12 protein-coding genes and 1 pseudogene are annotated in these 11553 nt (G+C 67.8%); 5 read left to right on the top strand and 8 right to left on the bottom strand.

Annotated elements, in window-relative coordinates:
• On the top strand, nt 1-719 hold a 719-nt coding region (locus AC1DU6_RS10135; protein ID WP_477857002.1), incomplete at its 5' end, for a CorA family divalent cation transporter.
• Nucleotides 720-726: 7 nt separating this feature from the next.
• On the opposite strand, the gene AC1DU6_RS10130 is transcribed toward AC1DU6_RS10135, so the two are convergent.
• The 3 genes from AC1DU6_RS10130 to AC1DU6_RS10120 all read right to left on the bottom strand — a co-directional run bounded on the left by AC1DU6_RS10130 (nt 727) and on the right by AC1DU6_RS10120 (nt 3006).
• Nucleotides 727-1509, bottom strand: a complete 783-nt coding sequence (locus AC1DU6_RS10130; RefSeq protein ID WP_056194351.1) for a PEP-CTERM sorting domain-containing protein — start codon at nt 1507-1509, stop codon at nt 727-729.
• An 88-nt stretch (nt 1510-1597) separates the two neighbouring features.
• The gene (ybeY, locus tag AC1DU6_RS10125; RefSeq protein ID WP_457325632.1) at nt 1598-2041 is read right to left on the bottom strand and encodes an rRNA maturation RNase YbeY; all 444 of its coding nucleotides are present in this window, start codon (nt 2039-2041) and stop codon (nt 1598-1600) included.
• The gene (locus AC1DU6_RS10120) at nt 2038-3006 is read right to left on the bottom strand and encodes a PhoH family protein (RefSeq protein ID WP_056194356.1); all 969 of its coding nucleotides are present in this window, start codon (nt 3004-3006) and stop codon (nt 2038-2040) included. Before AC1DU6_RS10120 ends, ybeY begins: the two co-directional genes overlap by 4 nt.
• A 265-nt stretch (nt 3007-3271) precedes the next feature.
• Here AC1DU6_RS10120 and AC1DU6_RS10115 point away from each other — a divergent pair, with 265 nt between their 5' ends.
• Genes AC1DU6_RS10115 through ruvB form a run of 4 tightly spaced genes read left to right on the top strand, consistent with a single transcriptional unit; the run spans nt 3272 to nt 6862 of the window.
• Nucleotides 3272-4531 carry a sensor histidine kinase gene (locus AC1DU6_RS10115; protein WP_477856998.1) on the top strand — a complete coding sequence of 420 codons (1260 nt, stop codon included), beginning with the start codon at nt 3272-3274 and terminating at the stop codon, nt 4529-4531.
• 25 nt (nt 4532-4556) lie between these two features.
• Entirely contained in the window at nt 4557-5210 is a 654-nt protein-coding gene (locus AC1DU6_RS10110) for a response regulator (RefSeq protein ID WP_477856997.1), read from the top strand.
• Nucleotides 5211-5237: 27 nt separating this feature from the next.
• Nucleotides 5238-5807 carry a Holliday junction branch migration protein RuvA gene (gene ruvA / locus AC1DU6_RS10105; protein ID WP_056194363.1) on the top strand — a complete coding sequence of 190 codons (570 nt, stop codon included), beginning with the start codon at nt 5238-5240 and terminating at the stop codon, nt 5805-5807.
• Complete coding sequence (ruvB, locus tag AC1DU6_RS10100; RefSeq protein WP_477856995.1) at nt 5804-6862, top strand: Holliday junction branch migration DNA helicase RuvB; 1059 nt, start codon at nt 5804-5806, stop codon at nt 6860-6862. Before ruvA ends, ruvB begins: the two co-directional genes overlap by 4 nt.
• A 69-nt stretch (nt 6863-6931) precedes the next feature.
• On the opposite strand, the gene AC1DU6_RS10095 is transcribed toward ruvB, so the two are convergent.
• The 5 genes and pseudogenes from AC1DU6_RS10095 to AC1DU6_RS10075 form a co-directional block, all read right to left on the bottom strand.
• Nucleotides 6932-7930, bottom strand: coding sequence for a porin (locus AC1DU6_RS10095; RefSeq protein ID WP_477856993.1), 999 nt, complete (start codon nt 7928-7930; stop codon nt 6932-6934).
• Nucleotides 7931-8086: 156 nt separating this feature from the next.
• Nucleotides 8087-8728: a histidine phosphatase family protein gene (locus AC1DU6_RS10090; protein ID WP_056194488.1), complete on the bottom strand. Its 642-nt coding sequence runs from the start codon at nt 8726-8728 to the stop codon at nt 8087-8089.
• Between the two features lie 5 nt (nt 8729-8733).
• Nucleotides 8734-9057, bottom strand: a complete 324-nt coding sequence (locus AC1DU6_RS10085) for a DUF1840 domain-containing protein (protein ID WP_056194372.1) — start codon at nt 9055-9057, stop codon at nt 8734-8736.
• 168 nt (nt 9058-9225) lie between these two features.
• On the bottom strand, nt 9226-11343 hold the full coding sequence (locus AC1DU6_RS10080; protein ID WP_082532505.1) for a putative bifunctional diguanylate cyclase/phosphodiesterase: 2118 nt from the start codon (nt 11341-11343) through the stop codon (nt 9226-9228).
• Nucleotides 11344-11369: 26 nt separating this feature from the next.
• Nucleotides 11370-11553 (bottom strand): annotated as a pseudogene (locus tag AC1DU6_RS10075) (phosphohydrolase); the annotation flags it as partial.

Genomic DNA, 11553 nt, shown 5'->3' with positions numbered 1-11553 from the left:
CTGTGCACCCCACCGACTGCCAGGTGCGCGAGTTCTTCGCCCAGAAACTGGACCGCCTGACCGAAGGCCGCGAGAAGCGCGACGCACGCGGCGGCGCCCGCCTGCCAGCCAGCCCGGCCGACCTGATGCTGCGCATGGTCAACCACATGGTGGACAGCTATCTGGAGCTGCGGCGCCTGCTGACCCGCCAGCTCGGCACGCTGYAGCGCGTGCTGCTGGACCAGAGCAGCGAGTTCGATGACTGGCCGCTGCTGCTGGAGAGCCGCGATGCCCTGCACCGGCTGGAGGACACCTGCGAAGACCAGCGCGCAGCCATCCAGGAGTGGATAGACGCGCTGGACGAATGGCCGGTCGACGGCGACCCGCAGGTGACGCGCGAGCGTGAGCTGCTGCGGGTGCGCTCACGCGACGTGCTGGAGCATGTGGAGCGGGTGCTGACCCATGTGCGCCGGCTGGAGTCCTCGGCCGAGTCGGCCGTGCAGATGCACTTCAGCGCCCTGGGGCATCGCACCAACAGCATCATGCGCACGCTGACGGTACTGACAGCCATCTTCCTGCCGCTGAACCTGATCACCGGCATCTTCGGCATGAATTTCGAATGGATGCCGTTGATCAAGAACGCCAACGGCTTCTGGGATGCCGCCCTGCTGATGCTGGCCGTAGCGCTGGGGCTGTGGTTCCTGTTCAGGCGCAAGCGCTACCTGAGCAGCAGCCGGTAGGTCGACCTCAGCGCAGGCGGCGGCGCGCCACCGTCAGGATGACGCCCAGGCCGCCGAGCAGCAATGCGGCCGTCTCGGGCTCGGGCACGGCTGCCACCGTTGCAAGAACGCTGGAACTTCCGCGCAGGCAGGCCGAACCGCCGGGGCACTCGGACGGATACAGCGGCGCCAGGGCGGAGAAGGAAGAACCGAGCTGCGCATCGGCCGCACCGCCACCGAACAGGGCCGCCACGCCATTGCTGTTGAAGTAGGCGTTGGCCGCGCCGCCGGCCGCCGTGTCCACATCCAGCAGGCCCGTGCTGAAGCCGGTCGGGCTGGCCGTGCCGATGCCCAGGCCGGTGGCGATAAAGGTGTTGCCTGCGGCGTCGACGGCATGGCCCATGAGGGACAGGAAGAGCGTGCCATTGGACGCTTCGGCCAGGTCACCCGCCGAACCCCCGGCGTTGCCGGTCGTGAAGTCGTTGTTGGCGCCAAAGCCGGCATAGACCTTGAGCCAGCCACCGCTGAAGCGCACTTCGCTGGCGCTGATCGACGAGACCGCGTAGCCGCCGAAGACGTACGTCAGCTCGCAGCCCGAGCACAGGCCGGAGACCGCCGCAGAGTTGATGGAATCGATCTTGCCGTAGCCGCTCAGCGTGTCGCCGACGGCCAGTGGCACGTTCTGGTAGGTCTGGGTGACCGCGAAGATCTGGCCCAGCGGGATGTCGACGCCGGCAATCGACACGGCGCCCGCGCTTCCTGCGCAAATCAGCGCGGCGGCGGTCGCAAGGGCGCGGATCGACTTCAGCATGGGAGCCTCCGATGACAGGCGAAGTACAAAAATACTCGCCACCGCCACCGGTTTCCACAGCGAAATACCCCTAGAAGGGGTTGCAGCCTCAGCCGCGTCGGTAGGGGTCGGAGAAGCCCAGGCCGGTCAGGATTTCCGCCTCGCGCGCTTCCATCGCCTCGGCCTCGTCGTCGGCCTCGTGGTCATAGCCCTGGGCATGCAGGGTGCCGTGCACGAGCATGTGGGCGTAGTGGTCGAGCAGCGGGACGCCCATCTCGGCCGCCTCACGTTCGACGACCTCGGCGCAGATGACCAGGTCGGCGCCGACGACGGGCTCGTGAGCGTAGTCGAAGGTCAGCACATTGGTGGCGTAGTCCTTGCCACGGTACTCGCGGTTCAGTGCCTGCCCTTCCTCGGCGTCGACGATGCGCACGGCGATCTCGCCCGGCAGCTCCAGCGCCGCGCGGATGAATCGCTGCACCTTGTGGCGCGGCAGCAGCGCGCGGTGGCGCGGGTCGGCAAATTGCAGGGACAGGCTCAGCTCTGGTTTCATAGGTCGCGTGCTTCGCGCTTGGCGCGCGCTTCGTAGGCCTCGACGATGCGCGCCACCAGCGGGTGGCGAACGACGTCGGCGCTTGTGAAGCGTGTCATCGCAATGCCCTTGACCCGGGCCAGCACATGCTCGGCGTCGATGAGGCCGGATTGCGTTCCCCGCGGCAGATCGATCTGGCTGGTGTCGCCGGTGACGACGCAGCGGCTGCCAAAGCCGATGCGGGTCAGGAACATCTTCATCTGCTCGGGCGTCGTGTTCTGCGCCTCGTCGAGGATGACGAAGGCGTGGTTCAAGGTGCGGCCGCGCATGAAGGCCAGCGGCGCGACCTCCAGCTGCCCCTTCTCGAAGGCCTTGGTCACCCGGTCGAAGCCCAGCAGGTCATAGAGGGCGTCGTACAGGGGGCGCAGATAGGGGTCGACCTTTTGCGTCAGGTCGCCGGGCAAGAAGCCCAGGCGCTCCCCGGCCTCGACGGCGGGCCGGGTCAGGATGATGCGCTGCACCGTCGAGCGCTCCAACGCGTCCACCGCACACGCCACGGCCAGGAAGGTCTTGCCGGTGCCCGCCGGGCCGAGGCCGAAAGTGATGTCGTGCGACAGGATCTGCTGCAGGTACTGGTGCTGGCGCGGTGTGCGGGCCGACAGGTCGGCGCGGCGGGTACGCAGCACCAGCGCATCGCCGTCGCCCGGGCTGGCGGCCGAAACAGGATCTGGCGCCTTGGCCTCGACGAGGGCCAATTGCAGCGTTTCGGCTGACAGCGGCCGCCTGGCGCGCTCGTAAAGTCCTTCGAGCAGGGTCCTGGCGCGCTCGGCAGCTGTCTTGGGCCCGTCGACGCGGAACTCGGCGTCGCGGCGCGAGATCTTCACGCCGATGGCCGCCTCGATCTCACGCAGATGGGTGTCCAGGCTGCCACAGACGCGGGCCAGGCGCGTGTTGTCGACCGGTTCAAGGGTGAAGCGCAGGATCACGATGGGGCTGAAAGGAAGTGGACGGGGATTGTCGCCGGCTCCGTGCAAAGAGGCTGGCCGCTGGTGCATTCCCGGCCTGCGCAGAACAGGCGCTCACGCACAATGCCGCTCCATGACGTCACCGATTGCGCCGAGGGCCTCCAGGGCTCGGCGCCTGCCTCTTTTTTTGCTGCTTTCAGCCGCCCTACTCTGCCCGGCCGTAGCGCAGGCTCAAGGCTTCGCCGGGCCGGACTGGACGGCCACCTTGCGCGGCTGGCTTGCTGCCATGCTGGCCCTGATGGCGACCGTCATCGGCCTCGTCTCCAGCCTGCACCACCGCGAACGGCCGGCGAGTTTTCTCATCGGCATGATGCTGAGCTGGGTCGTGCTGCGCGCCGCCGCCGCCCCCAGCGCCGCGGGCTTGCGGCCGCTGCTGCTGACCCTGCTCGTGCTGTGCGGCGTTCAATACCTGCTGCGGCAGATGAACTGGAAACGCAGCTGGATCGACCATGCGCTGTTGATCCAATGCCTCGTTGTGCCGGCCAGCCTGCTGCTCGCGGGTGGCCAGGTCGGCATCCTCGGCTCGGTCTGGCAGGCGGTGTTGAGCCTGGAGCTGGTGGCCGCCATGGGTTGGGCGCTGTGGCTGCGCCGCGAGCGCCTGAAGACGAGCGCCGACGAGGCCCTGTCGCGGGAGTTCGTGCTGATGGCCGCCCTGCTGCTGCCGACCATGGCTGCCCTGGTCGCCGAGCGGTTGCTGGCCGCTGCCAGTGAACCGCTGTGGTCATCCGCCGCGCCCTGGCTGAACCTGATGCTGCCGGTGCTGATGCTGGGCCTGGGACTGCAACTGGTGAACAGCGTCGCCCACGCGCGACTGGACGCCGAGAAGCGCATCGCAGCCATCGAGCAGCGCATGTCCGAGCGCATCGCCGAGGTCGAGCGCAGCCACGCCCAGCTCGCCGAGCAAAAGCTCGAGCAGGTCACCGAGCGCGAACGCAAGCGCATCGCCGCCGATCTGCACGACGATCTTGGCGCCAAGCTGCTGACCATCGTGCACACCAGCGAGTCCGACCGTATCTCCACGCTGGCGCGCGAGGCACTGGAGGAGATGCGCCTGTCGGTGCGCGGCCTGACCGGCAAGCCGGTGCATCTCATCGACGCCCTGGGTGACTGGCGCGCGGAGGTCGTTTCACGCCTGGGCCAGGCCAATATCCTGGCCGAATGGAAGTCGCCGGCCGAGGACATCGAGCACACCTTCCAGGCCCGCTCCTACGTGCAGACGACGCGCATCCTGCGCGAGTCGGTGTCCAACATCATCAAACACAGCGGCGCCACCCATGCGACGATTTCCAGCGCGGTACAGGACGGCGATTTCATCTTGACCATCCAGGACAACGGCCAGGGCATTCCGTCCGAACTGGACGGAAGGTTGGACAGAGGCCACGGCATGGCGAGCATGAAATCACGCGCCAAGCAGATGCATGGCCAGTGCCTGGTTGAATCCGGCCCTGGCTGGGGTACTGTGATCCGTCTGACCATCCCGCTCTGAACAGCGCTCTGAATCCGAGGCTCCCATGAACCACATCCTGCTGCTCGAAGACATCCCGGAGATCCGCGCCTGGCTCAAGGCGTTGGTCAAGCAGGTGTTCGCCAACGCCCAGATCACCGAGTGCTCGCGGGTGCAGGACGCGCTGGCCCTGGTCAATGGCCAGCGCTTCACGCTGGCCCTGCTGGACCTGGGCCTGCCCGACGGTTCGGGCGTCGAGGTCATCGCGGCGCTGCGCGAGAAGCAGCCCGAAGTGCAGTCGGTCATCGTCACCATCCACGACGACGACGAGCATCTCKTCCCTGCCTTGCAGGCCGGTGCCTTCGGCTATCTGTTGAAGGAACAGTCCCGCGAGCTGCTGGTGGAGCAGCTGCAGCGCATGAGCGGCGGCGAGCCGCCGCTGTCGCCGYCCATCGCGCGCAAGGTCATCGCCTACTTCGCGGCTCAGAAAAAGCCCAGTTCGCAGGCGTTGCTGCACGAGGTGTCGCTGACCGACCGCGAGACCGAGGTGCTGCTGCGCGTGGCCAAGGGCTACACGCTGCCGGAGATCGGCGTGCAGCTGGGCCTGAGCCGCCACACCATTGCCGACTATGTGAAGCAGATCTACCGCAAGCTCAACGTGAGTTCGCGTGCCGAGGCGGCGCTGGAAGCTCAACGGCTCGGGTTGTTCGGCAGGAACTGATCGCCCTTCGGCCCAGATAATGGGCCGATGATTGGAAGACTGACAGGCGTCATCGCCGAGAAATCGCCCCCGCAGGTCGTCATCGACGTGGCGGGCGTGGGCTACGAGGTGGACGTGCCCATGAGCACCTTCTTCAACCTCGGCGGCCTGGGCGAGCGGGCCGTGCTGCTGACCCACCTGACCGTGCGCGAGGACGCGCACCAGCTGTTCGGCTTCCTCACCCACGAAGAGCGCGCCACCTTCCGCCAGCTCATCAAGATCAGTGGCGTCGGGCCGAAGATGGCCCTGGGCTTGTTGTCGGGCCTGTCGGTTTCAGAACTCGCCCAGGCCGTGTCGCGCCAGGATGCGGGTCGGCTGACCAAGGTGCCGGGCATTGGCAAGAAGACGGCCGAGCGGCTGCTGCTGGAGCTGAAGGGCAAGCTCGGCGCCGACCTGGCTCTGCCCGCCGCCGTCACCAACGACACGCAGGCCGACATCCTGCAAGCACTGGTCGCGCTGGGCTACAGCGAGAAAGACGCCGCCGCCGCGCTGAAGGTGCTGCCCCCTGATGTCGGCGTCAGCGACGGCATCAAGCTGGCGTTGAAGAAGCTGACATGAGCATCCAGACCGATGACTTCGCTCCTGCGCCCCGCGTCGTCAGCGCCGCGCCCGAGTCCAGCCGCGAGGAGGCGATGGAGCGTGCACTGCGGCCCAAGCATCTCGATGACTACGTCGGCCAGGTCAAGGCCCGCGAGCAGTTGGAGATCTTCATCGGCGCAGCCCGCAAGCGCCGCGAGGCGCTGGACCATGTGCTGCTGTTCGGCCCGCCGGGCCTGGGCAAGACGACGCTGTCCCACATCATCGCGGCCGAGCTGGGCGTCAACCTGCGCCAGACCTCCGGCCCGGTGCTGGAGAAGCCCAAGGACCTGGCCGCCATACTGACCAACCTCGAGAAGAACGACGTCCTCTTCATCGACGAGATCCACCGCCTGAGCCCCGTCGTCGAGGAAATCCTCTACCCGGCGCTGGAGGACTACCAGATCGACATCATGATCGGCGAGGGCCCCGCGGCGCGCTCGATCAAGCTGGACCTGCAGCCGTTCACGCTCGTGGGTGCAACGACGCGCGCCGGCATGCTGACCAACCCGCTGCGCGACCGTTTCGGCATCGTCGCGCGGCTGGAGTTCTACACGCCGGCCGAGTTGCAGCGCATCGTGACGCGGTCCGCCAGCTTGCTGGGCGCGCCCATCGACGCCGACGGTGCGCTCGAGATCGCCCGCCGCTCGCGTGGCACACCGCGCATCGCCAACCGCCTTCTGCGCCGCGTGCGCGACTACGCCGAGGTCAAGGCTGACGGCCGCATCGTTGCCGGCATCGCCGACAAGGCGCTGGCCATGCTGGACGTCGATCCACAGGGCTTCGACCTGATGGACCGCAAGCTGCTGGAGGCCATCGTGCACCGCTTCGATGGCGGTCCGGTCGGTTTGGAGAACGTCGCCGCCGCCATCGGCGAGGAAGCCGGCACCATCGAGGACGTTATCGAGCCCTATCTGATCCAGCAGGGCTTTCTGCAGCGCACGCCCCGCGGCCGCATCGCGACACTGGCGGCCTACCGGCATCTGGGCCTGACGCCACCGGGCGGCAAGACGGCACCCGATCTGTTCGGGGAATGAAAACGGCGCCGCAAGGCGCCAATAAAAAAGCGCCCCGAGGGGCGCTTTCTTCGTTCCGGTCCCGAAGGATCAGAAGTTGTGGCGGACGCCAACAGCCAGCGAGCTGAAATCCGTGCCGCCAACGATGGAACCGCCAGCCACGCGGGGGAAGCCGGCCACCGCGATGGAAGCGTTCGGCTCGTAGGCACCCTTGGACTGGTTGTCAATCTTGGTCCAGAAGCCGTAGACCTTGGTGCGCTTGCTCAGGTTGTAGTTGTAGCCAACCGTCAGCTGCTTGGCGCCGTCGTCGACCAGCACGTTGTCAGCCTTGCCGAAGTTCAGGTGGAACTCGGACTGGCCCATGACGTACATGCCGGACACGCGGAAGGTGTTCCAGTTCTTCTTGCCGGCAGCGCCGAAGGTGTTCTCGGCGCGCTGGACGTAGCCACCAATGACCACCGGGCCAAACTCATACAGGCCGCGAATGGCGAGTTGGGTGAAGTCGCCGTGCTTCTCATAGCCGAAACCGGCGTGGGCGGGGCCCATGTCGTAGTTCACTGCGACGTCGAAAGCGCGGGGGGTCGCGTTTTCACCGGCGGCTGCCGAAAGTTCGGCGGAGAAGCCGCCCGCTGTCGGGGTGAAGTAAGACACCTTGTTGTTGCGCACGAAGTGCGTCGCGTAGAGCGCGTCCGTCGAGGTGCCCGTGTCATGGTTGTGCATGGACACGTAGTCGGCCGTGGCGAAGTAGGAGCCCGGGAACCACCGGCCGAGGCGGATACCGCCGAAGCCACCTTCCAGTTGGACCCACGAAGCGCGGCTCCAGAAGGTCGTGCCGGCGCTGGCAGCACCGGTATCCGATTCAAAACCATGCTCCAGCGAGAAGGAAGCCTTCAGGCCGCCGCCGAGGTCTTCGCTGCCCTTGAGGCCCAGGCGCGACGAGTTGTTTTGCACAGCGACCTTGCGGTCTTGCGAGCCGATCTTCTGGCTTTCCACGGAGGTGTTGAGGCGGCCCCACAGGGTCACGCTTTGTGCGAAAGCCGGCGCGGCGGCGGTAGCGGCCAGAGCGGCGACGAGTGCAATCTTCTTCATCGTTTTGCCTTTGTAGAGAGGTTGGGCGGGGCCATGGGCCCTGCCTTGAAGGACCAGTGGCGGCCAGTATAGGAGCGGCTTTTACCGCGCCCGACCGCAGCGACGCGTGGATGCAACAGTGGGCCTAGGGACCTTGAAAAGCCCGCCCTGCCTGCATCAAGCCGCGATGTCGTCGGCGCTCAGCCCGGCCAAGTGGCGGTCGTCGTTCCAGCCGATCAGCGTGAATCCTTCGGCTGTTGCCAGCAATCGGTTGATGGTGGCATTGCCCAGCTGCCAGCTGCGCGGCGCGTCCAGGGCGGACCGGGTCGCAGCCCTGTAGAGGCAGTCCAGCACGCCGCCATGGGCGACGAGCGCAATGCTCTGCCCCGGGTGGGCCGCGGCGGCGCGGCGGGCCGCAGCGACGCAGCGCGCGCTAAAGACGGTCAGGCTCTCGCCGCCGCCGACGGCGAAATCGGGCTCACGACGCCGCCATCGGGCGGCATCCTCGGGATAACCCCTATCAATCTCTTCCCAGCTCAACCCCTCGAACCGGCCGAAGGCGCGCTCGCGCAGAGCGGCGTCGAAGTGGATGGCCAGGCCTTGGACGCCGGCCACGGCCTCGGCGGTCTGGCGGGCACGGCTGAGATCACTGGAATAGATGGCCGCCAACGGCTCGTCGGCCATGGCCTCGGCCAGGCGCTGAGCCTGGGCCAGACCCAGCGGGCTCAAGGGGATGTCGGTATGCCCCTGGATTCGCGTGGCGCGGTTCCAGGCAGTCTCACCGTGGCGGATCAGGATCAGTCGAGTGACTTCTTCCATCACAACTAGACACCCCAGACGACGTCGGCCTTTTCCTTCATGCTGCGCTGCATCAACTCGTGCAGCGGCCAGGCGCGCTGGCGCAGGGACACGCCCTGGCGGCGCGGCACGGCCTCGCCGGCGGCCTTGGCTTCGTCGACGCTGCGCTGGAATTGCGCCTCATCGGCCGCCACGCCGGCTTCCAGCGCCTGGATCAGGCCCGGCAGTGCAGCCACTTCGAGGATGCCTTGTTGGGCGGGTTCGCGCCCCATCAGGCGCAGCACGGCATCGGCCGAATCGGCCATCATGATGACGTCGGCGCCAGCCTTGGATTTGAAGCGGTAGAGCATGGCGGCATTGTGCGCGTGTACTTGCGCGGGCCGAGCGCCGGGCCGCTCCCAAGCCGGCCCGCCTTGGGCGATGCTTGCGGCTCGATGCCGCAAGCATCGMCGTCCCCCCGGGGGACCGACCAGACACGCCGGCGTTCAGCAGGGCGGGACTGGGCGAGGGGTGCCGTCTCAGGCGCTGGCCAACCCCAGCCAGCCGGACACCGGCGAGTCGACGACATGGCGGCGCGGGCGCACGCGCTGCTCGAATTCGTCGGGCGGCAGCGGCCTGGCAAACAGATAGCCCTGGAACTCGTGGCACCCGGCCTGGGCCAGGAAGTCGCGCTGGGCCTCAGTCTCGACACCTTCGGCGATGACTTGCAGGCCCAGGGCCCGGCCCATCTGCACGATGGCGTTGGCGATGCCGACATCGCTGGCGTCGCTGGGCAGGCCCTGCACAAAGCTGCGGTCGATCTTCAGGCGTTGGATGGGGAAGCGCTTGAGATAGCCCAGGGAGGAGTAGCCGGTGCCGAAGTCGTCGATGGACAGCGTGACGCCCAGGGCCGCCAGCGCGCGCATGCGCTTGAGAGCCTCCTCGGCATCGCCCAGCAGCACGCCCTCGGTCAATTCCAGTTCGAGCAGGCTGGCCGGCAGCGTGGCCTCGCGCAGGACTGCAGCCACCGTCTCGACGAAATGGGCCTGCTGGAACTGCAGGGCCGACACGTTGACGGCGACCGGCATGCGCAGGCCGCGGCCCAACCAGTAGGCGGCCTGGCCGACGGCCTCGCGCAGCACCCACTCGCCGATGGCGACAACAAAGCCACTCTCCTCGGCCAGGGGGATGAATTCGGCGGGCGAAATGTCGCCACGCTGGGGGTCTCGCCAGCGGATCAGCGCCTCGGCACCGATGACGCGGTCGCTGCCCAGCTCGACCTGGGGTTGATAGTGGAGCCGAAAGCGCCCCTCGGCCAGGGCCTGGCGCATGTCGTGGTCCAGGCGCATGCGCGACAGCAGGTCGACTTCCTTGCGCGGCACGTGGAAGCGGAAGCCCGCGCGGCCGCTTTCCTTGACCCAGTGCATGGCGCGTTCGGCGCTGGCCATCAGCTCGTCGGGCGAACTGCCGTCGCCGGGGTGCAAGGCGATGCCGCAACTGGCCGTGACGGTGAAGCTCAACGTGTCGAAGCTGAAGGGCTGGGCCAGCAGTTGCTGCACATGGCGGGCGGCGGCCTCGGCCTCGAACATCTGGGCGCCGTCGATCAGCAGCGCGAATTCATCGCCGCCCAGTCGGGCCAAGGTGTCATTGGCGCCGACGGCGCCGCGCAGGCGCTCGACGACCTCGCGCAGCACGCGGTCGCCATAGCTGTGGCCCAGGGTGTCGTTGATCTGCTTGAAACGGTCCAGGTCGAGATGCAGCAGCGCAAAAGTGGGAGATTCAGCGGGCGCCGGTTGGCCAGTCTCGACGGCGGCCATCTGCTGCACGATGCGGTCGGCCAGCGCGCGGCGGTTGGGCGCGCCGGTCAGCACATCGGAACGGCCAAGCTCCTCGATGCGTTGGTGCGCAGCCAGCTTCTCACTCAGGTCGCGGAATGAAAAGACCCGGCCGATGGGCTCGCCGCGACTCATCTGCGGCAGCGAGACCTGCTCCAGCACGCGGCCATCGGCCAGGCGCAGCATGTCGCTGGAGCGCATCAGCGGCGCGTCCAGCAGTGACTCGATGCGCAGGCGGTACTGCTCGCCGTCGCGCATGACACGCTGCAGGCTCAGCCACAGGCCGGCGTCGCCGGGCTCATGCAGCAGCCCGCCGGGCAGGCCCCAGAGCTTGGCAAAGCGGCGGTTGAAACTGCGCACGCGGCCGCCCAGGTCGACGACGAGGATCCCGTCGGCGGTGGACTCCAGCGTCGCGCGCAGTTCGGCCAGCAGGGTCTCGCGCTCGGCCTCGGCGCGCCGGCGCCGGGTCTGGTCGTGCAGCAGCACCAGCCAGTAGCGGCCGCCGTCGGGCGTGTGGACGGGACTGATGCTGCGGCTGACCCAGCGCGGCTGGCCGTCGCTGTGAGTCAGCACCGTGTCGGAGCGGATTCGGGCGAAAGGATCGCGGGCGGCACCCTGCCAGAAGGCCTCGTCCTCCAGCGAGCCGCACAACAGGGCCGGCGGCTGGCCCAGCGCCCGTTCGGGCTTGAGACCGAGCAGGCGCAACGCGGCGCGGTTGACGGCGTTGACGGTCAGACTTTCACCATCCACCAGCCAGGCCGGCTCGGGCAGGCCTTCCAGCAGCGCACCGATCACGGACGGCGCCTCCGAGACGCGGGGCAAGGCTGAGTTCGCCTCGCGGCCGGCGTTCACGCGGCCAACTCCCCTGGTCCCGTACTCGCGGCGTCGAAGAAGTAGGCGATGCGCGCCCGGGGGCTGAGGTAGTCGAGCGAGGCTCGCGGCAGGAACTGGGGCTTGAGGCTGCGCCGGATGCCGAGGTCGGGCATCTCTTCGAGGTTGAGGATCAGCGCCTCTTCCTTGACCACCTTGACG

This window comes from Roseateles sp. P5_B10 (genome assembly GCF_056400485.1).
The sequence above is the reverse complement of the archived record's forward strand: the minus strand, read 5'-3'. Positions and strand labels throughout refer to the sequence as shown.